25 protein-coding genes and 1 tRNA gene are annotated in these 25240 nt (G+C 33.9%); 13 read left to right on the plus strand and 13 right to left on the minus strand.

Annotated features, from left to right (window positions below):
* Positions 1-43: 43 nt before the first annotated feature.
* From clpP to FA045_RS08120, 3 genes are all read left to right on the plus strand, one after another.
* Positions 44-733: an ATP-dependent Clp endopeptidase proteolytic subunit ClpP gene (clpP, locus tag FA045_RS08110; RefSeq protein ID WP_136876355.1), complete on the plus strand. Its 690-nt coding sequence runs from the start codon at positions 44-46 to the stop codon at positions 731-733.
* 70 nt (positions 734-803) lie between these two features.
* Positions 804-2042, plus strand: a complete 1239-nt coding sequence (gene clpX / locus FA045_RS08115; protein WP_136876357.1) for an ATP-dependent Clp protease ATP-binding subunit ClpX — start codon at positions 804-806, stop codon at positions 2040-2042.
* Positions 2043-2185: 143 nt separating this feature from the next.
* Positions 2186-3049 (plus strand): AMP nucleosidase, encoded by an 864-nt coding sequence (locus tag FA045_RS08120; protein WP_205943124.1) that lies wholly within the window; start codon positions 2186-2188, stop codon positions 3047-3049.
* 99 nt (positions 3050-3148) lie between these two features.
* Here the strand turns inward: FA045_RS08120 and FA045_RS08125 are convergent, their stop codons facing one another.
* The 8 genes from FA045_RS08125 to sppA form a co-directional block, all read right to left on the minus strand.
* Positions 3149-3634, minus strand: a complete 486-nt coding sequence (locus FA045_RS08125) for a MepB family protein (protein WP_205943125.1) — start codon at positions 3632-3634, stop codon at positions 3149-3151.
* Entirely contained in the window at positions 3627-4121 is a 495-nt protein-coding gene (locus FA045_RS08130) for a SixA phosphatase family protein (RefSeq protein WP_225871302.1), read from the minus strand. Before FA045_RS08130 ends, FA045_RS08125 begins: the two co-directional genes overlap by 8 nt.
* Positions 4118-5104 (minus strand): glycosyltransferase family 9 protein, encoded by a 987-nt coding sequence (locus tag FA045_RS08135; RefSeq protein WP_136876363.1) that lies wholly within the window; start codon positions 5102-5104, stop codon positions 4118-4120. Before FA045_RS08135 ends, FA045_RS08130 begins: the two co-directional genes overlap by 4 nt.
* Before the next feature lie 16 nt (positions 5105-5120).
* Entirely contained in the window at positions 5121-5615 is a 495-nt protein-coding gene (gene rfaE2 / locus FA045_RS08140; protein WP_136876365.1) for a D-glycero-beta-D-manno-heptose 1-phosphate adenylyltransferase, read from the minus strand.
* A 5-nt stretch (positions 5616-5620) separates the two neighbouring features.
* The gene (gene gmhA / locus FA045_RS08145) at positions 5621-6175 is read right to left on the minus strand and encodes a D-sedoheptulose 7-phosphate isomerase (protein ID WP_136876367.1); all 555 of its coding nucleotides are present in this window, start codon (positions 6173-6175) and stop codon (positions 5621-5623) included.
* Complete coding sequence (rfaE1, locus tag FA045_RS08150) at positions 6175-7164, minus strand: D-glycero-beta-D-manno-heptose-7-phosphate kinase (protein ID WP_136876369.1); 990 nt, start codon at positions 7162-7164, stop codon at positions 6175-6177. The genes gmhA and rfaE1 overlap by 1 nt, the downstream gene beginning before the upstream one ends.
* Positions 7165-7200: 36 nt before the next feature.
* Positions 7201-8883 carry a DNA polymerase/3'-5' exonuclease PolX gene (locus FA045_RS08155; RefSeq protein ID WP_136876371.1) on the minus strand — a complete coding sequence of 561 codons (1683 nt, stop codon included), beginning with the start codon at positions 8881-8883 and terminating at the stop codon, positions 7201-7203.
* 73 nt (positions 8884-8956) lie between these two features.
* Positions 8957-10726: a signal peptide peptidase SppA gene (gene sppA, locus FA045_RS08160; RefSeq protein ID WP_136876373.1), complete on the minus strand. Its 1770-nt coding sequence runs from the start codon at positions 10724-10726 to the stop codon at positions 8957-8959.
* A gap of 111 nt (positions 10727-10837) precedes the next feature.
* Between sppA and folK the strand changes: the two genes are divergently transcribed.
* Entirely contained in the window at positions 10838-11332 is a 495-nt protein-coding gene (gene folK, locus FA045_RS08165) for a 2-amino-4-hydroxy-6-hydroxymethyldihydropteridine diphosphokinase (RefSeq protein ID WP_136876375.1), read from the plus strand.
* A 21-nt stretch (positions 11333-11353) separates the two neighbouring features.
* On the plus strand, positions 11354-11731 hold the full coding sequence (locus tag FA045_RS08170) for an Hpt domain-containing protein (protein ID WP_136876377.1): 378 nt from the start codon (positions 11354-11356) through the stop codon (positions 11729-11731).
* Here FA045_RS08170 and pssA read toward each other — a convergent pair.
* A complete protein-coding gene (gene pssA, locus FA045_RS08175) occupies positions 11728-12417 on the minus strand; it encodes a CDP-diacylglycerol--serine O-phosphatidyltransferase (protein WP_136876379.1) in 690 nt (229 codons plus the stop codon). The genes FA045_RS08170 and pssA overlap by 4 nt on opposite strands.
* A 93-nt stretch (positions 12418-12510) precedes the next feature.
* Positions 12511-14313 (minus strand): transcription termination factor Rho, encoded by a 1803-nt coding sequence (gene rho, locus FA045_RS08180; RefSeq protein ID WP_136876381.1) that lies wholly within the window; start codon positions 14311-14313, stop codon positions 12511-12513.
* 267 nt (positions 14314-14580) lie between these two features.
* On the opposite strand from rho, the gene pyrF reads away from it, so the two are divergent.
* From pyrF to FA045_RS08200, 4 genes are all read left to right on the plus strand, one after another.
* Positions 14581-15411, plus strand: coding sequence for an orotidine-5'-phosphate decarboxylase (gene pyrF / locus FA045_RS08185; protein ID WP_136876383.1), 831 nt, complete (start codon positions 14581-14583; stop codon positions 15409-15411).
* Positions 15412-15554: 143 nt separating this feature from the next.
* Positions 15555-16466 carry a DMT family transporter gene (locus FA045_RS08190; protein ID WP_136876385.1) on the plus strand — a complete coding sequence of 304 codons (912 nt, stop codon included), beginning with the start codon at positions 15555-15557 and terminating at the stop codon, positions 16464-16466.
* Positions 16467-16829: 363 nt separating this feature from the next.
* Positions 16830-18110: a DUF2851 family protein gene (locus tag FA045_RS08195; RefSeq protein WP_136876387.1), complete on the plus strand. Its 1281-nt coding sequence runs from the start codon at positions 16830-16832 to the stop codon at positions 18108-18110.
* A gap of 4 nt (positions 18111-18114) precedes the next feature.
* Positions 18115-18336, plus strand: a complete 222-nt coding sequence (locus FA045_RS08200; RefSeq protein ID WP_136876389.1) for a PspC domain-containing protein — start codon at positions 18115-18117, stop codon at positions 18334-18336.
* A 60-nt stretch (positions 18337-18396) separates the two neighbouring features.
* Here FA045_RS08200 and FA045_RS08205 read toward each other — a convergent pair whose 3' ends face one another.
* Complete coding sequence (locus FA045_RS08205; protein WP_136876391.1) at positions 18397-19053, minus strand: ankyrin repeat domain-containing protein; 657 nt, start codon at positions 19051-19053, stop codon at positions 18397-18399.
* A gap of 1008 nt (positions 19054-20061) precedes the next feature.
* Between FA045_RS08205 and FA045_RS08210 the strand changes: the two genes are divergently transcribed.
* The 4 genes from FA045_RS08210 to FA045_RS08225 all read left to right on the plus strand — a co-directional run bounded on the left by FA045_RS08210 (position 20062) and on the right by FA045_RS08225 (position 24566).
* The gene (locus tag FA045_RS08210) at positions 20062-22644 is read left to right on the plus strand and encodes an FtsK/SpoIIIE family DNA translocase (RefSeq protein WP_136876393.1); all 2583 of its coding nucleotides are present in this window, start codon (positions 20062-20064) and stop codon (positions 22642-22644) included.
* 118 nt (positions 22645-22762) lie between these two features.
* Complete coding sequence (locus tag FA045_RS08215; protein ID WP_136876395.1) at positions 22763-23413, plus strand: LolA family protein; 651 nt, start codon at positions 22763-22765, stop codon at positions 23411-23413.
* A gap of 286 nt (positions 23414-23699) precedes the next feature.
* On the plus strand, positions 23700-24464 hold the full coding sequence (locus tag FA045_RS08220; RefSeq protein ID WP_136876397.1) for an MBL fold metallo-hydrolase: 765 nt from the start codon (positions 23700-23702) through the stop codon (positions 24462-24464).
* Positions 24465-24482: 18 nt separating this feature from the next.
* Positions 24483-24566: transfer RNA gene (locus FA045_RS08225), tRNA-Leu, on the plus strand.
* A gap of 100 nt (positions 24567-24666) precedes the next feature.
* Here the strand turns inward: FA045_RS08225 and FA045_RS08230 are convergent.
* Both FA045_RS08230 and FA045_RS08235 read right to left on the minus strand, forming a co-directional pair.
* Positions 24667-24960 carry a helix-turn-helix domain-containing protein gene (locus FA045_RS08230; RefSeq protein ID WP_136876399.1) on the minus strand — a complete coding sequence of 98 codons (294 nt, stop codon included), beginning with the start codon at positions 24958-24960 and terminating at the stop codon, positions 24667-24669.
* Between the two features lie 7 nt (positions 24961-24967).
* Positions 24968-25240, minus strand: coding sequence for a MerR family transcriptional regulator (locus tag FA045_RS08235; protein ID WP_136876400.1), 273 nt, complete (start codon positions 25238-25240; stop codon positions 24968-24970).

Here is a 25240-nt window from a genome sequence, read left to right on the forward strand (position 1 = left end):
ATCTAATACGCTTAGCCCCAAACGCTAAACCCTTAACCCTGACATGAAAATAGATAAAGACGAATTTAGAAAATACGCTGTTAAACATCATAGAATTAACGGTTTAAATGTTGATCGTTTTATTGGAGCTACAAACAATTCTCCAAAATCGATGACTCCATATATTATCGAAGAGCGCCAGTTAAATGTTGCTCAAATGGATGTGTTTTCACGTTTAATGATGGATCGTATCATCTTTTTAGGTGATGCAATTTATGATGGCAATGCAAACATCATTCAAGCGCAATTGTTGTTCTTGCAATCAACTGATGCACATAGAGATATCCAAATTTACATCAACTCTCCAGGTGGTTCTGTGTACGCAGGTTTAGGTATTTACGATACCATGCAGTACATCACACCAGATGTGGCAACAATTTGTACTGGTATGGCAGCATCTATGGGTGCGGTTTTATTGGTTGCAGGTGCCGAAGGTAAACGCGCTGCTTTAACACACTCAAGAGTAATGATACACCAACCATCTGGTGGTGCACAAGGAGTTGCTTCAGATATGGAAATCAACTTGAGAGAGATGTTGAAATTGAAAAAAGAATTATACGATATCATTTCTAAACATTCTGGTCAAACTTATGATTGGGTAGAAAAAGCTTCTGATCGTGATTACTGGATGAAAGCAGACGAAGCGAAAAGCTTTGGTATGATTGATGAAGTGTTAGGATCAACTAAAAAATAATTCAGTTGGCAGTTTTCAGCTTACAGTTCCAAACTGTTAATTGAAAACTGTTAATTGTAAACTGAAAAAAATGGCTAAACAAAATAAAGATTCACGTTGCTCTTTTTGCAACTCTCCTAAGCAAGAAACATTAATGCTTATTGAGGGAATGGACGCATACATTTGCGATAAATGTGTAACGCAAGCAAATGTTTTATTGGCACAAGAGCTTGGTGGTAAAAAAGGTAAAGCATTTGATGATTCATTTACTTTATTAAAGCCAGCAGAAATTAAAGCACACATAGATCAATATGTAATTGGGCAGGATGATGCTAAGAAAGTGCTTTCTGTAGCTGTATACAATCATTACAAGCGTTTAAGCCAAAAAATAGATAAAGATGAGGTTGAGATTGAAAAATCTAACATCATGTTGGTTGGTGAAACCGGAACTGGTAAAACTTTATTGGCTAAAACCATTGCCAAAATTCTGCATGTTCCTTTTTGTATTGTGGATGCAACCGTTTTAACCGAAGCTGGTTATGTTGGTGAAGATGTAGAAAGTATTTTAACACGTTTATTGCAAGCTGCAGATTACGATGTTGCATCGGCAGAACGTGGAATTGTATACATTGATGAGGTAGATAAAGTTGCCCGCAAAAGCGACAACCCATCAATTACCAGAGATGTATCTGGTGAAGGTGTACAACAAGCCTTACTTAAAATTTTAGAAGGAACCGTTGTAAATGTGCCGCCACAGGGTGGAAGAAAACATCCTGACCAAAAAATGATCCCTGTTAATACGAATAACATTTTATTTATTTGTGGTGGAGCTTTTGATGGTATCGAACGTAAAATCGCCAATCGCCTACGTACACAAGCAGTGGGGTATAAGGTTAAAAAAGATGAAGTAGATTTAGATTTAAAAAATCTGTACAAATACATCACCCCTCAAGATTTAAAGGCATTTGGTTTAATTCCAGAGTTGATTGGTCGTGTGCCAGTTTTAACACATTTAAATCCGTTAGATATCCAAGCTTTGAGAAATATCCTTACTGAACCTAAAAATTCATTGATGAGACAATACACCAAGCTGTTTGAATATGAGGATGTGAAATTAGTTTTTGACGATGATGTGTTAGACTTCATTGTAAACAAAGCAATGGAGTATAAATTGGGTGCCAGAGGTTTACGTAGCATTTGCGAAGCCATCATGCTCGATGCGATGTATGACACACCATCAGACGATACAGTAAAAGAGTTGCATATTACCTTAGATTATGCCATCGAGAAATTTGAAAAGGCAGACTTTAAGAAGTTGAAAGCAGCATAAAATTATAATCCTCTAGAAAATCTAGGGGATTTTTTTTAACCTTTTGGTTAGTAGCCTATGGCTAATTGTCCATGGTCTATAGTCCATTGACCATTAGCCAAAACAATTTAATTTTAATATATTTATAAAAAGGAGTACAAAATATGAACGAAGAAAAAGAAGTAAAACAAGATGAAAAAATTGTAGCAAAAGCTAAAAAAGTTAAAGAAGTAGAATCTCCAGTAAAATCTGGCTTAAAATCTAAAGAAGAAATTGTGAAGAATTGGTTGCCTCGTTATACAGGCAGACCTTTGGAGGATTTCGGAAAATATATATTATTAACAAATTTCAGTAAATATTTAACGATGTTTTCTGAATGGAATGATAATGCACCAATTATGGGTTTAGATAAGCCCATGCAAAGCGTAACAGCTAATGGAATAACTATCATTAATTTTGGTATGGGTAGTGCAATGGCAGCTACTATGATGGATTTATTAACTGCAATTAGTCCAAAAGCAGTTTTGTTTTTGGGAAAATGTGGTGGTTTAAAAAAGAAAAATCAATTGGGCGATTTAATTTTACCAATAGCTGCTATTAGAGGGGAAGGTACATCAAACGATTATTTACCGGCTGAAGTTCCGGCTTTACCTGCCTTCGCCTTACAAAAAGCAATTTCTACCACTATCAGAGATCATTCTAGAGATTATTGGACAGGAACTTGCTACACAACTAACCGCCGTGTTTGGGAGCACGACAAAGAATTTAAAAAGTATTTAAAAACTTTACGTGCAATGGCGGTTGATATGGAAACTGCAACCATATTTACTACTGGTTTTGCTAATAAAATTCCAACTGGTGCTTTGTTACTAGTTTCAGATCAGCCGATGATACCAGAAGGTGTGAAAACTGCAGAGAGCGATAGTTCGGTAACTACAAATTATGTAGATAGTCACTTAAAAATTGGAATAGATTCATTAAAACAATTGATTAATGGTGGTGCTACAGTGAAGCATTTGAGGTTTTAACTTTGCAGAAATCGTCATATCGAACGTAGCGTAACGAGAGCTTGCTCCGATTTTTTCGGAGAGATATCGGAGAGAAATTTAGCAATAAGTTTCTCTTTTTTATTTTAATAATTTTTTAATGAGGGCTGGATAGTCATCATCGAAATTTACAAAATAAGCTAATTGCCAATGCTGAGTTTTTTGAGCTTGTTTACTAGTCGTCAAATCCCAAGGTGGATAAACCCTAATTCCTCTTTTTCCAGCGGAATTTTCCCCAGAAATAACTCCTTTTGCAAGTAACACTGATTTCGGGAAAATAAATTGCCCAAATAGTTTCCCATTTAAAGTGGTAATAACGAAGAAGTCAAAATTATCATTGATGTTAAAAGGAATCGTTATTCCATTTTCACTTCTTTTCCAAACAGTTACAAATTGCCCTATTTTGGTAGGGGTAATTTTCGCAGTGCGACAAATAACTGATTTACCGTTTAGTTTAAAAGTACAAGCATCATATTCAATGCTTTCTTTTTGCTTATTAAATTCAGTAAAACTTACGCCACATTTATCATAAAGTTGAATAATTTTTGGTAATATCCCCTCAATCATCACCATTTTTAGGATAGTCAAACAAAAGCACCTTCGCAGTTCCTTCACTAATCATAGTCCAATCATCAAATGGAAATTCTAAGATAACCACGCCACAAGTAGGCATTTCATAAATATGACCATCTAAATAATTCACCAAGTCTGTTAAACCAGGATTATGGCCAAACATGGCAATCTGATCAAATCTATTATCGAACTTGTTAATTACTTTTAGTAAGGTATTTACATTAGCTTCGTAAATATTTGATTCTTCTTGTATTTCGGCTAATGGCATTTGCCAAGTATCAGCAAAAAATTTAGCTGTAGTTATTGCCCTCAACGCCGGACTACTCACTATCAACTGAGGTTTGATGTTTTTCTTCACCAATCTATGCGCCATTTCTGGGGCATTTGTTTTACCTCTTTTATTTAAAGGTCTATCAAAGTCTTTTAAATCTAAATTTCCCCAATCAGATTTTGCGTGCCTTACGATGATTAATTGTTTCATAATTGCTCCTTATTCACATAATTAACAATACTTTCTGTATGAATGTTTTCCATGCATTTGAAATGACCCAATGGGCATTTTTCTAACCCGAATTTTGAACACGGTCTGCAAGGTAAATCTACACTTGCCATATAAGAATTAGAAATGTGGTAGGGTTGTACGCCTAATAATTCTGGCGTAGTGCCGCCCCAAATAGAAACCAAAGGTTTATCAAAAGCTCCAGAAATATGAGTTAAACCTGTATCAAACCCAATCACTTTCTCAGCTTTTGAAAGAATAAAAATAGATTCATCTAAATTAACTGCTCCACATAAATTAACAACTTGATTGCCAACAGCAGCTGAAATTAAATCGGCATTTGCTTTTACATCTTTACCACCAACTAAAACAATTGGCTGTTTAATGCCCTTACAAATTTCTATAATTTTAAGATTGGGTAGTCTTTTAGTAAAATGAGTTGCACCAATAATAAAAGCCACATAATTTTGATGAGTAGCAGGTAAAAATTGATCCAACTGATATTCTTTCCCTAAAAAATAATCTACAGGATTACCATCATTTACTACGTCTAAAGACTTAACAGTCTCTAAATATCTATCTACCAAGTGTTTGTTAGGGGTGAAGCTTTTTAACTTTAACTTTAACGCGAGCCACTTTTTTAATCGCTCTTTTTTATACGTTAATGCAGGGATTTGAGTTAACAGTTTAATTATTGAAGTACGTAAATTGTTGTGTAAATCAATTATTAGATCAAATTTTTCATCCTTAATAATTTTTACTGTGTCTAAAAGTTTTGGTTCTAATAAATACAGTTTGCTGAGGTAAGGATTATTTTGATAGAGATATTTAAAAGCAGGTTTAGTTAAAAAGCAGATTTCGGCGTTAGGAAACCTTTTTTTTAAAGAGCGTACAACAGGAGTGGTATAAATAATATCTCCAATTGAACTAAATCTAATAACGAGGATTTTGCTAGGCTCTTTCAATATAATAGCAGTTTGATTAAAGCTGTTTTATTTTTTCGATGATATGTGTAGATGAATAACCTGGTAAAAAGTTTAAAACTTTCACTGCTCCACCTCGCTCTATTGTTTCTTTTGCGCCAACAATATCCTCAATTTTATAATCACCACCTTTTACTAAAATATGTGGTTTTATAGCTTTTATTAAATCAGCTGGTGTTGGTTCATCAAATAATACCACTGCATCAACAAAAAATAGTGCTGCCAATAATTGCAGTCTGCTTTGTTGGTTGTTAATTGGTCTTTCTTCGCCCTTAATTTTTCTAACAGAACGATCTGTATTAACACCAATTATCAATTTATCTCCAAGATTGGCAGCTTCTAATAAATAGGAGAGATGACCAGGGTGAATTAAATCAAAACAACCATTGGTGAAAACTATTTTCTCACCTTTTTTTTTCCAGTCCTCAATTTGAATTAACAAAACTGGTAAAGAAAATATTTTTTGCGTTATCGCGTTCTTCTCCACTGACATTAACTTTAAAATTGTTCGTCTACCGATTTACAAAATATATGCCCAATCAGGATGTGCATTTCCTGAATACGAGCCGTAACATCATCTGGTATTATAATGTTAATGTCACACAAATTATTCATTTTACCACCATCTCTTCCAGATAAGCCGATAGTTTTGCAACCAATTGCTTTTGCGCTTGCAAGAGACTTTAAAATATTAGCGCTATTGCCACTTGTAGAAATACCAATAAACAAATCATTAGGGTTTGCTAATGCCTCTATTTGTCTAGAAAACACGCTTTCGTAACCATAATCATTACTTATTGCGGTTAATGCTGATGTATCTACAGTTAAAGCAATTGCAGGTAAAGCTTTTCGTTCTTTTACATATCTGCCAGTTAACTCTGCGGCAATATGTTGTGCATCTGCGGCGCTACCGCCATTACCAGCAAGTAAAATTTTTCCGCCAGTAAGCAAAGTTTCATTAATCATTTTGCAACTCGTTTCTATATCGGGAACTAGCCTTTCAATAACTTTTGCTATCGTATTTTGATGATGATTTAACTCTTCTAATACCATTAGTTTTTTGCTTTTATTGCAGAAATTATTTCTTCAGTTGTAGTGGTTGCACTGCCAATATATTTAATTACTATGGCTGCTGCATAATTTGCAATTGCCGAAGCTTCCTCAACGGTTAAACCCATTGAAATACAATAGGCTAAAGTAGCAATTACCGTATCACCTGCACCAGTAACATCAAAAACTTCTGTAGCAGCTACTGGTATAATTTGATGATAATCTTTAGCTACAATAGCAATCCCATTTTCTGATAACGTAACAATTAAATAACTAGCATTTGTTTGCGCTAATAATTTATTTGCAGCTGCTACCAAATCAATATCATTGTTTATTTTTTCTATTTTTGCAGCTTCTGCTAGTTCTTTACGGTTGGGTTTAATGATAAACGCTCCTTCATACTTGGTATAATCCAAGCCTTTCGGATCAACAATTACTTTTTTATCTAACGCTTTACAAAATTTTATAATTTGAGCACAAAGGTAAGGCGTAAGTAAGCCTTTGTTGTAATCAGAAAGTACAACAATATCAGCTTGTTTAATAACCGAATTTATGTCAGATAAAAATTTCGCCTCAACTACATCATCAATTGGGTGGGTGTCTTCGTAATCTATTCTCACTATTTGATGGTTGCCAGCAACAACTCTAGTTTTAATAGTTGTTTGCCTTGATGCATCCTTTATAATATGTGAAGTGTCGATTTGCTGTGTGGCTAAAATATCAATAATTTCGTTTCCAAAATTGTCATTGCCAACAATTCCGGCTAAAAAAACATGAGCACCAAGTGAAATTAAATTGCAGGCTACATTTGCTGCACCACCAACAATTTTTGTTTCTTTTTTTACATTTAAAATGGGCACAGGAGCTTCTGGAGATAAGCGATTTGCTGAGCCAAATATATAATGATCAAGCATTAAATCGCCAATAACCAGTATTTGCGGAGCAGGCTTGCTAGAACTTAATTGTAATAATTTTTCTGCTAACGTATTCATGTGTAACGCAAATATACGATTTATGCTTTGATAAGCTTAACTCTGCTTTTTGTTAGTAAAATAGGTTTCGATCTCACTTAAAGAAAAAGAATTTAAACATTTATGTGCTGTTAAACCTCCTTTTCTGGCTACCATTGTTCCAAAACGCATGTCGTGAAAACCTTCTTTTCGGTGTGCATCTGGATTTATTGCCAGTAAAACTCCTTTATCTAACGCATAGCGATGCCAACGCCAATCTAAATCTAAACGAAGTGGGTTAGCATTAATTTCAATGACAACATTATTTGCAGCACAGGCATCGATTACTTTTTTAAAATCAATTTCGTAGCCTTTTCTAGTTAATAATAATCTCCCAGTGGGATGACCTAATATTGTTGTATAAGGATTTTCTATCGCTTTAATTAATCTCGATGTTGCTTTCTCTTCAGTCATTTTTAACTGACTATGAACAGATGCTACCACAAAATCAAATGTTTTTAAAATATCATCGCTGTAATCTAGTGAGCCATCATACAAAATGTCGCTTTCAATACCTTTAAATATTTTAAAGGGTGCAAGCTTAGCATTCAACTCATCAATTTGTTGATGCTGTGCATACACCCTTTGCTCATTTAAACCTTTAGCATAAAAAGCAGATTTAGAGTGATCGCAAATGCCTAGATATTCGAGTTTTAATTCGTTTTTGCAATATAACGCCATCTCTTCTAAAGTATGTTCCCCATCACTCCAATCAGAGTGGTTGTGCAAACTTCCTTTTAAATCTTCAAGTTTAATTAAGTTGGGTAATTGATGATTTTTAGCCAATTCAATTTCATTTAAACCTTCACGTAATTCAGGTAAAATAAAATCTAATCCTGCTTTGCTGTAAATTTCTTCTTCTGTTTTAAATGGCCCATTTCCGGCTAATTTTAAAACTTCTAGCACGTGTGTTTTATGGCCAGTTTGAGTAAAATAGTGTAGATAGAAATCTGCTTTAGCTACAACGAAAACCCTAATGTGTAAACCATTTTCGGTATGTGATGTAAATGTATTTTCATCAATATCTTTAAAAGTTAACGCATTAAAAGTTAAAATTTGATTTGAAACTGCTGCAATATCGTCAGTTCCAATCACATAAACAGCTTCTTCAATTATTTCATTTAAACGCCTAAAATCGCCAGCTATGCCAAATAAAGAATGATGATCAACTTTGTTTAGCCAAACAGATAAATCTGTATAGAGCTGATTTATAGTTCCTTCTACATGTGTATATAAAAATTTGCCATTAGCGGCCATTTTAAACTCAATATTTTTTTTTATTTCTTCTTGAGTTTTTAAACCAAAACCTTTGGCTTCAATTAAGCGGTTTTCGTTGCAAGCATAATATAGCTCACCTATGTTTTCAATCTGTAAATCGTGCCAAATGGTGGCAATTTTTTTTGGACCAATACCTTTGATACCAAGCATTTCAACTACACCTGGCGGAGTTTGAAGTAAAATATCTTCTAACTCTTGTATGGTTCCAGTTGCTAAAAGCTCGATGATTTTAGCCGCAATACTTTTTCCAATCCCATCAATTTTATCAATATCCGCCACAGGTTTTTGCGCAATAGCAAATGGCAACTTATCTATTTTTAATGCCGCATTTGCAACAGATTTAATTTTAAAAGGATTTTCTCCATGCAACTCCATTAGTTGCGATAGCAAGCGTAAAGAGCGTGATATTGGTTTGTTTTCCATTATAATAGTTGGGCGTATCGTGTTTGGCGTATGGAGACGGTTCGCTCAACGCCATACGCATAACCTAAATCTTTTACTTTATCTTAATTTCGTAATCCATTCTTGCTTGTATGCCAGAATTTGTAATGGCTTTCTGCATTTGTTTATAGATTAAATAATGCTCTCCGAGTTCTTTTTTAGTGAAGTAAGTGCTCATATTATCTTTAGCGTTTGAAAAGAAAGCTTTAAATGGATCAATTTTTTCTGGATATTCAACTACTTTATAATCTTTTAGTTTGGCTTTTTTAGCTGCAGATTTTACGGCATCATTAAAGCTTCCTAAACGGTCTGCCAAGCCAATTTTAACGGCATCTGTACCTACCCAAACATGTCCGCCACCAACACTATCAACTTGTGCTTTTGTTTTTTTACGACCATCAGCAACTCGAGTTAAAAAAGTATCGTAAACATGGTTTACATCATTTTGTATAATGAAGCGCTCACCTGCAGTAAGTGGTCTATTTACACTCATAATATCAGCATATTGACCAGTTTTTACACCATCAAAAGTAACACCTAATTTGTTAGTCAATAAATTCTGGAAATTTGGAATGATACCAAATACGCCAATAGATCCAGTTATGGTATTTGGTTGTACAAAAATACTATCAGCGGCACAACCAATATAATATCCGCCAGATGCGGCAACATCACCAAATGATGCGATAACAGGTTTTATCTTTTTACTCAATACTACTTCACGCCAAATTACATCAGAAGCCAAAGCACTACCACCACCAGAATTTACACGAATTACAATCGCTTTCACATTCTCATCTAACCTAGCTTTTCTAATTGCTCTCGATATTCTTTCAGAACCAATTTGCTCATCAGAACCTTCGCCACCAACAATATCGCCATTGGCATAAATTACAGCAACCTTATCTTTACCCGCTGAGGTTTCAGAAGGTAAATTTTTAGCGTAATCATTAATGCTGATAGTATTTAAATTGCTTTTTTTATCTTTTCCTGTGATGTTTCTAAATTCATCCAATACTTCATCTTTATATTTTAATCCATCAACCATTTTATAGGTTAAAGCATCTTTTGGTTGTCTAATTTTGTAAGTATCAGCTATTGCAAACAGACTGTCTCTATTAATTTTTCTAGTTTCAGCAATACCATTTAAAAATGTTTGATATAAACCAGAAACATAAGCAGTAACTTGCTTTCTATTGTAATCGCTCATTTTTGTGTTTATAAATGGCTCAACTGCACTTTTATAATCGCCAACACGAATAATTTGAGCTTCGATACCTAATTTATCTAAAGCGCCTTTAAAAAACATCAACTCAGAGCTAAAGCCTTTAAATTCTAATGCACCTTGCGGATTTAAATAAACCTTATCGGCTGCAGATGCTAAGTAGTAAGCTCCTTGGGTATATATTTCGCTATAAGCGATAACAGGTTTTTTTGATTTTTGAAATTCGATGATTGCATTTCTCACTTCTAACATGGTGGCCATACCAGCATTTGGAGCAGTAACATTAATGTAAACACATTCAATATTATCATCCGTTTCCGCTTTTTTTAATGCTTTTGCTAAATCATTAAAACCAATACTTTTCTCACTAGAACCACCAAAAATCGGAACTCCTGAAAGTGAGTTTTCGGGTGTGCGTTCGGTAATCGCTTGATCTAAATCTAAAAATAATACGGTATTGGCTTTTACAACTGTTGTTTCATCATCGCCCATAGAAGCTATAGAACCTACAATAATTACAAAGAATAAAATTGCGATAACAAAAGTTGAAATTACAATACCAACAACGGTAGCAAAAACATATTTAAAAAATTCTTTCATGTGGAGGGTAAATATTTAATTTGTAAAGATATAAAACTGAATGGCATCTAATAGTAAATTTACATCTGCAGTAGATTAAATTGAACTTAGTTGATATAAAAAACAATAGATATGGATTTAGACCTTAAAGTGGCTTATTTGTTACTTGGTAGTAATTTAGGCGAAAGAGAAAGGTATTTAGAAGATGCTTTAAAATCAATAAATCAAAAAGTTGGTCGTGTTTTTGCTATATCAGCTATATATGAAACGGCAGCTTGGGGGAAAATAGATCAACCATCGTTTTTAAATTTAGCAATTGGAATTGAAACGCATCTAACAGCCTTTGAGCTTTTAGACAATGTGTTGGATATAGAAGCATCATTAGGGCGTATAAGGCATGAAAAGTGGGGTGCAAGGCTGATAGATATTGATATTATATTTTATGGTGATGAAATTGTAAACGAGGGCGATAAATTAATTATACCCCACCCTGAAATGCACCGTAGAAAGTTTGTGTTAGAGCCATTAAATGAAATTGCTGCTGAATTTAAACATCCGGTATTAAAAAAAAGTGTATCAGAAATATTAACAACTTTAACTGATTCATTAACTGTAGAAAAAAGATAATTTTGTTAGATTTGACCTATAATGATAAACGAGAATAAAAACAAACAACCATTAGATTTATCATATTTGCGTGAAATGTCTGGCGATAGTGCAGAATTTATGATAGAAATGTTAGATGCATTTCAGAAACAAACGCCAATTTATATGGATGATTTGCAAAATGCCATTAAAGCAGAAAATTGGAAAGCTACTTCTGAATATGCACACAAAATGAAACCCACATTTTATTATATAGGTAGAGAAGATGCTCGTGATCACATGCAAGAAATTGAGCGTAATGCAAGAGAGTTAAAAGATATTGAAGGCATACCTAATGCATTTGCAGAAATTAAAAACTTTGTTCCTATTTTGTATCAGCAATTAGAAGATGCAAAAGAGCTGTTGAATGCAAAACTTTAAAAAGTAATGCTTCTGTTCGATTTGAAATGAAATATTGATAAACTGATGTATAATATCAATATAAAAGGAACTGCAACAAATTTCAAAAATCCTATTAAAACTAAGCAACAAATTAAGAAAATATACTTAAACTTATTTTTGGCCCAGCTGGTATCACTTAGTTTAAAAGAAAAAATCTTAATCTCACTTACCAACAGATAACTTGTGATGGCTATAATTGCAATCAAGGTAATTGATGAGCCGATTATTTCTGGATAATCTACAGCTATAAAAGGTAGTGAAACTATAAAAAGTGTATTCATTGGCGTGTTTAAACCAATAAAATCTTCAGTTTGCCTTTCATCAATATTAAATTTAGCTAAGCGTAAAGCAGAAAATATGGTTATAAAAAATCCTAAATAAGGTAAATATTCAGAACTGTAATCGCTTAGTTTTAATAGCTGAAACATTACAACGCCTGGTAAAAAACCAAAACTTACCATATCTGCTAATGAATCTAATTGTTTGCCAATTTCAGATTTTACGTTGAGCAAACGAGCAACCATTCCATCAAAAAAATCGAAAAGTCCAGATAGTAAAACGAAGTAAGCAGCAATTTCTAGTTCGCCATTAAAAGCAAAAACAACACCAATACAGCCCGAGAACAGGTTAGCACAAGTAATGGCATTAGGAATATGTTTTTTCATTTTATGTTGTAAGGTTGAAAAGTTGTAATGTTGCAAAGTTAGGCGTTAATACAGAACCTTCCAATATTTTAACCTTACAACTTTTCAACGCTATTACCCGTTCATTCCCAATAAAAATTCTTCGTTAGTTTTAGTGCCTTTAATTTGCGCTTGTACTAATTCCATCGCCTCTTGCGAGTTCATATCTGCTAAGTGGTTACGTAGTACCCAAATGCGTTGTAGATTTTCTCTATCTAACAATAAATCGTCTCTACGTGTACTTGATGCCGTAATATCAATAGCAGGGAAGATACGTTTGTTAGATAATTTACGATCCAACTGTAACTCCATATTACCCGTACCTTTAAATTCTTCGAAAATTACCTCGTCCATTTTAGAACCTGTATCTGTTAATGCAGTAGCTAAAATGGTTAATGAGCCACCTTTTTCTATATTACGAGCTGCACCAAAGAAACGTTTTGGTTTGTGTAAGGCATTAGCATCAACACCACCTGATAATATTTTACCAGAAGCAGGTGCAGTTGTATTGTAGGCTCTTGCCAAACGGGTAATCGAATCTAAAAGGATTACCACATCATGTCCACATTCTACTAAACGCTTAGATTTTTCTAAAACAATGTTGGCAATTTTTACGTGGCGCTCTGCTGGTTCATCAAAAGTAGAAGCAATAACCTCTGCTCTTACGCTACGAGCCATATCAGTAACCTCTTCAGGTCTTTCATCAATCAATAAAATGATTAAATAAACTTCTGGGTGGTTTTTTGCAATCGCGTTAGCAACCTCTTTTAATAAATTGGTTTTACCAGTTTTTGGTTGTGCAACAATTAAACCACGCTGACCTTTACCAATTGGGGTAAAAAGATCCATAATACGGGTAGAGTAATTACTGCTATCCGTAAATAAATTTAGTTTTTCTGTAGGGAAAAGAGGAGTGAGGTAATCAAATGGCACACGATCACGTACATCAGCAGGTATACGTCCGTTTATGCTTACCACTTTTACCAAAGGGAAATATTTTTCGCCTTCTTTTGGTGGGCGGATACTTCCATTCACCGTATCACCGGTTTTTAAGCCAAATAATTTAATTTGCGATTGAGATACATAAATATCATCTGGTGATGATAGGTAATTATAATCTGCAGAACGCAAGAAACCATATCCATCTGGCATAATTTCTAAAACGCCTTCGTTGGTAATGGTATTATCGAAATCTAGGTTAGAGTAACTTGTTTCGTTTTGTTTATGGTTTCCGCCGTTTTGGTTAGGATTATTTTGTCCTTTTTGTGGGCGATTGTTATTCTCTTCTCTAGGAGCTCGTTCTTCTCTAGCTGGTTTTTCTTCGCCAACAACTGCTGCAGGTTTAGGTTCTTTTGCTGGTCTTGCTTCTTTAGCTACACGATCTCTTTTTTGGTTTGGTTGCTGATTAGCTACTGCAGGCTTATTGGCTTGGTTTTGCAATTTCTCAGCAATTGTTTCCATTTTTTGTGGGTCGCTAACCAAATCTGGAGGCAAAGTAACCACTGGTGGTTCAACTTCTGTTTCTTCAGGTTTTGTTTCCTCAGCTTTTGTTTCTACAGTTTCGGGCCTCCGAGTTTGCGGCTCATCAAATAAAGTAACTCTATCACGCTCAGCTTGTGCTGGCTGCGGCTTGTCGTCTTTACTTATACGAGCACGTTTTTTGGCTAAAGGCTTGTCTGTAGTTTCTTTTACAACTTTAGGTTTCGCAGCAGCTACAGATTTAGGTTCTGCAACATCATTTTTACCAGTTTGCTGTTGTAATATCTGTTCAATTAGGTCTGTTTTACGCAAATCATCCGCGTTACTAATACCTTCATTTTTTGCTAACTCGCGTAATTCTGCGGTAAGCTTTTCAGTTAATTCTGTTTTATTAAACATTTATATGTATTGTCGAGAAATTTTAAATTGAGTTTATCAAAAAATATAACTAAAAAATGCTTTGGCAACATTTAAAAAGATAAAGTGACTGAGATTTTTCTGGGATATTCAGATAAACATTCGGGAATTATGCCACAATTGTATGTATTTGAAAATTAATAAGCAACTAAATTTACAAATTGTTTAAAAAAAAATCATTTTGTGCAAACATCATCTTATTAAAAACCAGCTAATTTTGGCATCTTTGCGCATCATTTCATCGATAATATGAACAAGGAACAACTTTTTGAGCAAATACAAAAAAAGAAATCATTTTTATGTATTGGGCTTGATCCGGTTTTAGATAAATTGCCAAAACACTTATTAAAGTACAACGATCCAATTTTGGAGTTTAATAAGCAGTTGATTGATGCAACTCACGATTTATGTGTTGCCTATAAACCCAATACTGCTTTTTACGAAAGTAGGGGAGTAAGAGGCTGGCAAACTTTAGTAAATACTTGGAAACATTTTCCGAAAGATGTTTTTACAATTGCAGATGCCAAACGTGGAGACATCGGCAATACATCAGCTATGTATGCCGAAGCTTTTTTTAAGGAAGAAAATTCGGAAATGAGCTTTGATTCGATAACCGTTGCACCCTACATGGGTAAAGATTCAGTTGCTCCTTTTTTAAATCATCCTGATAAATGGGTAATTCTTTTGGCTTTAACTTCAAATACGGGTAGTCAAGATTTTCAGGTTAAACAAAGCGATGATCAAAAATTATATGAGCAAGTAATTCAAACTTCTCAAAATTGGGCTACAAGCAATCAAATGATGTATGTTGTTGGGGCTACTAAGGCAGAAGAATTTCAAAACATCCGCCAGTTGGCGCCAGACCATTTTTTATTAGTACCCGGTGTTGGTGCACAAGGCGGTAGTTTAAGTGCAGTATGCCAATATGGTTTAAATTCGCAATGTGGATTATTGGTTAATTCTGCTAGAAGCATTATTTACGCCAGCGATGGTTTAGATTTTGCCGAAAAAGCAAGAGAGGAAGCCTTGGTTTTGCAACAAGAAATGGAGCAAATACTTATCGGGGTAAACTTAATTTAGGTTCAAAAAATAAAACTAATATAGCTGTAAGTTTGAGCAAGTTTAAAAACTTGCTAATTGTACTTCTTACTCGCTAATCTTTATAATCATCTTCTAAAACTTCTTTGTACACTTAGTGTCTTAGTGGTTAAAAATTAATTTAAATGAGCACTAAAACAGATTTCAAACTAATTGGAGCTTTACTTGCAGTTGCCATAGTTTGGGGTACAACCTATTTAGGTATTCGTATTGCGGTGCATACCATACCACCTTGGTTTGTTACGGCAATGCGCCAAAGTATTGCAACACTTATTTTGCTGGTTATTTTAATTAAGCAAAACCAATTAAAATGGATTGGTTGGTCGCATTTAAAAAGACAAATTTTGCTTTCTTCTTTAATGGTTATTATTGCCAATGGGATGACAACCGTTGCCGAACAAAGTATTCCGAGTGGATTAACATCTCTGTTAAATGCCTTAAATCCGATTGTAGTTTTTATTGGCTGTGTATTAATTGGCTTACAAAAATTAACTTTAAAAGGCATAATTGGTGTAGTTGTAGGCTTTTTAGGCGTAGCTTTTATTTTTAGAGACGGATTAAATGATTTGCTTGATCCAAATTATAAAACTGGGATCATCTATTTAGCAATTGCCATTTCTGGCTGGGCAGCTGGTACAATTTATACCAAAAAATATACCCAGCAAAGTTCAAATATTATGCTCGATTTATTTTATCAGTTTGCGTTTTCAGCAATTGTACAATTAGTTTTTGCATTTGCTTTTTCCAAAACAATAGCGCCAAATACATGGAGTATAGAAAGTTTACTTGCAGTTGTTTATTTAGGTGTATTTGGATCAGTAGTTGGTTATTTTTGCTATCACTATGCATTAAAAAAGGTATCTGCCACAAAGGTTTCTATATTGTCTTATTTTAATACCATAATAGCCATCTTTTTGGGTTGGCTTATTTTAGATGAGGTAATTACTTACGACTTATTAATCGCCACAGCTTTAATTATTTTGGGTGTTTTTATTACCAATTATAAGGGTAGGCAGAAAGAGTTGGCAAAAAATTAGAAAGCGATTGTCAGCAGTTCTTGGCAATTATAGCCCCGCTTTTCTCTACAAAACAAATTCTTTTTCATCCAATTTCATTGGAAAAGAATTTGTTTTTTCGCTTCAATCGGGCTTATATTTTAAAGTAATTAGCATTTGGGTTTGGTTGCAAAATTTATGATTAAAGGAAATATTAATTCTTCCATTTTGTTAATTATTTACAACAAAAATACTTAAAATTGTTATTTTATTATAACAAAATATTGTAAAAGCGTTATTTTTAAATAACAATTTTAAATGTTTACTCGTAATTAAACATTAATAACCATTAGTTAAATTTTCTTCAAGCCATCGTTTTTTGCCTTTTATTGCCTAATTTCAAGTATGAACTTTCCTGAAGAGTTTTTGCATTTCATTTGGCAATTTAGGTTGTATGGCGCACAAACATTGCGTACAACTACGGGAGAAGTTGTAGAGGTTCTGCAACAAGGAACGTTGAATAAAAATGCAGGACCAGATTTTAGCAAAGCAAAATTAATTATTGGCGAAACCACTTGGGTTGGCAATGTAGAAATTCACATCAAATCATCAGATTGGTTATTGCATAATCATCAAGTTGATAGTGCTTACGAAAATGTAATTCTTCACGTGGTTTATGAAGACGATGCACCAATTTATAGAAAAGATGGCACAATACTTCCCGTTCTTGTTTTAAAAGGACTTTTCCCATTGCATTTATTAGATAATTACGAAGCATTAATTACTTCGACAAACAATTTTCCTTGCGAAAAGCAAATTAACAGGGTTGACGAATTTTTAATCAATGGATTTTTAGCTCGGGTTTTGGTAGAACGCTTAGAGCAAAAATCAACTGAAGTTTATGTGAAATTGGAAACTTTAAAAGGTGATTGGGATGAAACTTTTTATCATTTTATGGCAAGGAATTTTGGCTTTAAAGTAAATGCCATACCTATGGAAATGTTAGCTCAATCTTTACCACAACAATTATTTGCCAAGCATAAAGATAATCCGCTGCAAATAGAGGCTTTAATTTTTGGTCAGGCAGGGTTTTTAAACCAAACTTTTGAAGCTGAATACCCAAATCATTTAAAGCGAGAATACCTGTTTCTGCAAAAGAAATATAGCTTAACACCAATAGATATTTCGCTTTGGAAGTTTATGCGAATGCGACCACAGAATTTCCCGACTTTAAGGCTAGCACAGTTTGCAGCTTTAATTGTAGCTTCCAATCATTTGTTTTCTAAAATACTGGTAATGAGAGATTATCGAAATTCTCAAATTTTGTTTGAAAATTTACCAGTTCATCCTTTTTGGGAAACCCATTATCATTTTAATAAAGAAGCTGATAAAGTTAGCCTACAATTGGGTAAATCTTCCATACAAAATATATTGATTAACACTTTGAGCTTGTTTTTATTCGCCTATGGCAAAGCATTAGATCAAGAAAATTTTGTAACTAGGAATTTTTATTTGTTAGAAAATATACCAGCAGAAAATAATGCCATCATCAAACAATATATAGATGCAGGCGTTATAGTGAAAAATGCATTTTACTCGCAAGCAATATTGCAATTAAAAAAGAAGTATTGTAATGAAAAAAAATGCTTATCTTGTGGTATTGGTATTAAGTTATTAAAGCAATAAAAAAATGTTTCAACGTATTGTAACTTTTTTCGAACAACAAAGCTTTGGGGTTTCGGCTTATTTGGCTAATAAGTTTAATATGAGAACCAGTAAAGTTCGTTTGTTCTTTATTTATTCTTCTTTTTTAGCCGTAGGTTTTCCTATCCTATTTTACTTTTTGGCAGCTATAGTTTTAGACATTAGAACTTACATGAAAAAAGTAAGGCTAAGAGTTTGGGATATTTAGCCCCTAAATCTCCACCGCGGCGGAGACTTGCCGAATAAAAGCCCCTTTAGGGGTTGGGAGTTAATCATCTGGCATTAAAATCTCTGCAATTTCTGTAAAACCTTTTTCTGCGGCTAAGTCTGCAGGTAATTTTCCACCCTCCATTCTTAAAGTTACTTCTGCACCGTGTTCTAGCAATAAAATAATCAATTCGATATTGCCCAACTGAGCTGCTGAATGTAATGGAGCAACACCAGATTTCTGACAAACGTTTGGATAAGCACCTGCATCTAATAGCATTTTGGTGATGTTGTAGTTATTTGCTGCTACAGCAGAATGGATTGGAAAAACATTATACCCATTTTTACTGGCTACATTAACTTCTGCACCTTTTAAAACTAAAAAGCGGGCAATATCTTCGTGGCCAAAATAACAGGCTAATCCAAGCGGGGTAAAACCATCTATTGAGAACTGGTTAACAGAAGCTGGATTTTTAAAAATTAAGAGCGTAACATCATCAAATTTGCCTACAGCACAAGCATCAAACAGATTTAATTCTGGTACAAACTCGGCAATTGCTTGTGCAATTTCTGGCTTTTTGTAATAACAGGCCAATAAAATTGGAGATATTTGATGGGAGGTTATTTGCTTAGCTAACTCAGGCTTTTGAGATAATAATGCAATTACCTGATCTAATTGATCATTTTCTATAAGTGATTCGAGCTGCGAGATATCCATTTTAGCGCCATTAAATTCTAATTATTAAATTAACAAAAATATTTTGAGATTGTGTTAGTTAAAGCTGTGGAATTAGTTTTTAAACATCAAATTCTTTTAATTTAATGACTGAAACTGCCTTTGTTTTAACATTAAGGCATTAAGAAGAATTGAAGCTTAATTTCTTAATGTTTATTTAAGCGTTCTCCAAGGTATATTTTTTAGAAAAAATTAACATTAAGGCAATAAGAAGAATGAAGCTTTTTAAGCTTCTAAACTATTAATTTTCATACCCAGATTATCCCAAGGGGATAAAATATGTATAGCAAATAACGAAGCAGCATACATTCGGCCCCAGCTGGGGTCGAACACCATATTACCTATTACCTATAAATATATGACCTCGCTGAGGTCTAAAATAAGTTCGAATAAATTTTTATTCAATTAGAAACTACACAGATAATTAAAAAAATATACAGTTCGTGGAGACACGAACCAAGGAATTTGAAGGATGAAGTATTAATGCTTAGTAAAGCGTTTTACTAACTGTGTTTTTTTAATTTAACATTAAGGGATTAAGAAGAATTGAGGCTTAATTTCCTTAACTTCTTAATGTTGATTTAACCATTTTGCAACCTTGGTTTATTGCAAAAACCTGAGTAGACTAAACCTCATTGAGCGAAAATACTTTTTGTGACACTGTCCCTTCGACTAGGCTCAGTGTGACAGCACAAAAAATATTGCAGAGAAAGCAGGACTATCGTAACCGATTAGCATTGCAATTGCTTTTCAAAAAAAAATCCTGCTCAAAATAAATTAAGCAGGATTAACCTAAAACAAAACTATCTAAAAAGAAATCTTATACAGCTTTAATATGAAGACTGTTATTTGATAGGAAAGTTTAATAACCACCAGTTAAAAGTTTTTATAAATGCTTTTGTTTTAAAAATAATTTCTTTAAATCGTATTCGTTTATACAACACAAACAAGTATATATTTTATATTTGTTGATTAATTAGGATACAGAAAATGCCGATAAAGGGGAACTCATTTAAGTCAAATTCATTTAAGCAGGAAACTGAACCAACAAGAGGAGGGCAAAAGACAACTGCCAGCAAAGCACCCCGGGCAAAAGTGGATATTTTACCAACTTTAGATTTACAAAATGGCAGACTCATAAAAATTGTAGGTTTGTTTTTTGTAATTCTATCTATTTATTTTTTAGTAGCATTTACTTCTTATTTATTTACTTGGCAGGAAGATATGAGCTATGTAATAGATAAAAATGGTGGATGGGGTAATCTGTTTAAAACAGCTGATGAATTAAAAAATAATGGTGTTGATGCGCCTGATATTCAGAACTGGTTAGGAAAAGTTGGTGCTTTATTGTCACATCAGTTTATTTATGAATGGTTTGGCATTGCCTCATTTTTATTTGCTTTTGTTTTTTTTGTGATAGGCTATCGCTTATTGTTTAAAGTTAAAATATTTGATACTGAAAAAGTTTTAGGCTATAGCTTGTTCTTTTTGTTGTTTTTGTCGTTAACATTTGGTTTTGCTCATTCGTTTTTCTCAGATCAACTGTATTTTGTAGAAGGTGAATTTGGCTTTTTCACCAATCAACTGTTGATTGCTCAAATTGGACAGGCTGGCGTGGGTGGTTTAATTGTATTTTTAGGATTATCAATTTTAATCGTTGCCTATAACATCGATTTTAAAATTCCAGAAAGAAACAAAGAAGTTTACTTGGATAATGAAGTTCCGGATTATGTAAATGATATTAGAGAAGAAGCTGCAAAAAATAAAATTGTTGAGGAAGAACCTACTGGATCGGTAGAATTTAGCATTAATGATCGGTACAAAAACGAACCAAAAAAAGAACAAAATGTTGTTTTAACGCCAAGTAGGTTTGAAGAAAAGGATGCGGAAGTAGAAGATATAATTGCAACTCCTTTAGCTGCAAATGTAATGCTTACCCCAACAGTTACAGCAGCGGCAATTCCTGTAACACCAATTGAAGTAGCACCAGAACCAACTTTTACCGTAGAAAAAAGTGAGGAAGAAGCTAAAGCAGAAGGTTTGGTTGAGCAATTTGGTAATTACGATGAAAAATTAGATTTATCGGGCTATCAATACCCAAATTTAGATTTGCTTGAAAATTATGGAGCTAACAAAATATCAGTTAATGCCGATGAGTTAGAGGCCAATAAGAATAAAATTGTAGAGACGCTAAATCACTACAATATAGAAATTGATAAAATTAAGGCTACCATTGGGCCAACAGTAACTTTGTATGAAATTATTCCGGCGCCTGGTGTTAGAATTTCGAAGATTAAAAACCTGGAAGATGATATTGCCTTAAGTTTAGCAGCTTTGGGTATTCGTATTATTGCACCAATGCCAGGAAAAGGAACCATTGGTATCGAGGTGCCCAATCAGCATCCAGAAATGGTATCGATGCGCAGTATTTTAAATACCGAAAAGTGGTCGCAAAATACCATGGATTTACCAATAGCTTTAGGTAAAACCATTAGTAATGAGGTTTTTATCGCTGATTTAGCTAAAATGCCTCACTTATTGGTTGCGGGTGCAACTGGTCAGGGTAAATCGGTAGGTATTAATGCTATTTTAGTTTCATTGTTGTTTAAAAAACATCCAGCACAGCTGAAATTTGTTTTGGTTGACCCTAAGAAAGTGGAGTTAACATTATTTAATAGAATTGAAAGACACTTTTTAGCCAAATTACCAGGCGAAGCCGATGCCATTATTACCGATACTAAAAAGGTGGTAAATACGCTAAATTCGTTGTGTATTGAAATGGATCAGCGTTATGATTTGTTAAAAGATGCACAGGTAAGAAACTTAAGAGAGTATAACGATAAATTTATCAAGCGTAAGCTAAACCCAAATAATGGGCATCGCTTTTTGCCATTCATTGTTTTAGTAGTTGATGAGTTTGCCGATTTAATGATGACGGCAGGTAAAGAGGTTGAGGCTCCGATTGCTCGTTTAGCCCAATTGGCTCGTGCAATTGGTATTCACTTGGTTCTGGCTACACAAAGGCCATCAGTAAATATTATTACAGGTACAATTAAAGCAAATTTTCCCGCTAGGTTAGCGTTTAGGGTGTTATCTAAAATAGATTCGAGAACCATTTTAGATAGTGGCGGCGCCGATCAGTTGATTGGTAGAGGAGATATGCTTTTATCGACAGGGAGCGACTTAATAAGGCTACAGTGTGCTTTTGTTGATACACCAGAGGTAGATCGTATTTCTGAATTTATTGGTAACCAAAGAGGATATCCAGAGGCTTATCAGTTGCCAGAATATATTGATGAAAATGCGGAATCGAACAAAGCGGATTTTGATCCTGATGATAGAGATCCGTTGTTTGAAGACGCTGCACAGCTGATAGTTACGCACCAGCAAGGCTCAACTTCGCTCATTCAGCGTAAAATGAAATTAGGTTACAATCGGGCAGGTAGAATTATTGATCAATTGGAAGCTGCAGGTGTTGTTGGTCCGTTTGAAGGAAGTAAGGCCAGAGAAGTTTTATTGCCAGATCAATATGCTTTGGAACAATTCTTGAATAACCTGAATAACAAAAAATAATTATTATCCTGATAGGGGAAAACTAAAATTTAAAGATGAAACCATTATGATTGATATCACTTAAATGATAAAAGAAAATCATAATAGCTTCATCACAATCGAAAACAAATTTAGAAAGATGAAAAAGATAATATTAGCATTATTTGTAGTTAGCACATTAGGTTTAACAGCAAATGCACAAACAGACGCAAAGGCTAAAGCAATTTTAGCAGAAGTAAGTAAAAAATACCGTACTTATAATATTGTTAAAACAGATTTTACCTTTACATTAAACAATGCACAGGCAAAAGTAAAAGAAACCCAACAAGGAACTTTGTATGTAAAAGCAAATGCGAATAAATATAAAGTGGCAATGACTAACCAAGATTTAATTAGTGATGGTAAAGTACAATGGACGTATTTAAAAAATGATAAAGAAGTTCAAATTACTAATGTAGATAATAGTAGCGACGCGATTAACCCAGCTAAGATTTTTACCATTTACGAAAAAGGTTTCAAGTACATTTATACAGGAGAAAGCAAAGTTGGAGCTAAAACTTATCAGATGATAGATTTATCGCCAACAGATACTAAAAAGAATGTTTTTAAAGTGCGTTTAAGTATTGATAAAGCTCTAAAACAGATTGCCAACGTAGTTATCTTCGAGAAAAACGGAAATACTTATACATATAACGTTAAAACCTTTACTCCAAATGCTAAAGTGCCAGAAACGACTTTCGCTTTTGATACTAAAAAGTATCCTGGAGTAGAAGTAGTTGATTTAAGATAATTATAAAGATTTATAAATATTGAAAAGGTTTGGGCAAATGTTCGAACCTTTTCTTTTTTAAGGGTTTTTTAAGTATAATTGCTAAGCTTAAATTTTAGGGAAACATTCAAAAATGAAGAAGAATTAAGAGAGAAACTTAATGTAGCTTAATGCCTATAATCTTTCTTCACAATATTAACTTGCAATGAGTTCGATTATATTTAACATTAAGAAATGAAGAAGAATTAAGAAAAGAGCTTAATGTAGCTTAATGCCTTAATGTTTTAAAACATCAACATACTAAATTTTGAAAATCACGTTTTTAGGTACAGGTACATCTCAGGGCATTCCGGTAATAGGATGTGGTTGTGCTGTGTGTAAATCTGCAGATGCTAAAGACAAGCGTTTACGAGTTTCTGTACTACTAGAAATAGGGGAAACTACCATTGTAATAGATAGCGGGCCAGATTTTAGGTATCAGATGTTAAGGGCGGGTGTAATGGATTTAGATGCGATTTTATACACCCATGAGCATAAAGACCATGTTGCTGGTTTAGATGACATCAGACCATTTAATTATATCCTTAAAAAACATATTGATATTTATGCAGATACAAGGGTGCAGGAGGCTTTAAAAAGAGAATTTTCGTATATTTTTTCTGATATCAAATATCATGGATTGCCCTTAATTAATTTATATACTGTAAATGATGAACCTTTTAATGTAAAAGGTAATTTAGTTACACCAATAGATGTAATGCATTATAAATTACCCATTAAGGGTTACCGAATTGGTGATTTTACCTACATTACCGATGCTAAAACTATTTCTGAAACTTCTTTAGCGAAAATAAAAGGCAGCAAAGTTTTAGTAATTAATGCTTTGCAAAAAGAAGATCACATCTCGCACTTTACTTTAACTGAAGCGATAGCATTTGCCAATAAAGTAGGAGCGGAGACCACTTATTTTACGCACATGAGCCATACTTTAGGTTTGCATGCTGAAATTGAAAAAGAATTGCCAACAAATATTAAATTGGCTTATGATGGGTTGAGTTTTGAAGTAGATTGATATATTTGCAGAACACCTACCCAGGTGGCGAAATTGGTAGACGCACCAGCTTGAGGGGCTGGCGCCCTTAAGGGTGTGGGAGTTCGAATCTCCTCTTGGGTACTTACAAGATTACAAATCCTTGTAAATCAATAACTTACAAGGATTTAATTTTTGTATATACACCTAAATATACAAAACTCTTTTCTTCACATTAAACTAATTAAGGAGTGTATTTAATTTTTAGGTATGATGGTCTGTTGCTTGTTTTTGATATTGCCTCGATCTCTATTCGGTCAATCCTCCACTTAGAGGAATGAGTGCCGTCCTTACGTGGGGTAATTAAACCCTCCTTTATCCACCTCTCAACGGTATACTCTCCATACATTTTGTAGGCTTCTGCTTTGCTTAGATAAGGTTTAATTGCGCCAACACTTTGCATTGCCCTTTGCGCTCCTAAATCAGCTGCATCTTGCAATAATCGCTGCAGCATTGTTTGTGACATGGTTAGTTCCATTGTGTTTTTAATTTTTATGAAAATTCTTATTAAAATACTCTTCTACAATGCTTTGTTTGGTTAGCCAATCGCCGCCGATGTTTGAGCAGCCGATGTTGTGCTTGTTGATGACTACCCAACCGTAGCTTTTCTTAAGGTACGCTGCAACCTCTCTTAAAGTCATTGTTGGATCTTTAACCTTTGCATCTTTTGTAGCCTGCTTAATTGCGGTTTCAAGTCCTTCAATCTTATTGATCAACTCTTTAATTACCGCTGTTTCGATTATTGTTACGCCTTCCAT

Origin of the sequence: Pedobacter cryotolerans, assembly GCF_005116475.1 — a bacterium.
Classification (GTDB): Bacteria; Bacteroidota; Bacteroidia; order Sphingobacteriales; family Sphingobacteriaceae; genus Pedobacter; species Pedobacter cryotolerans.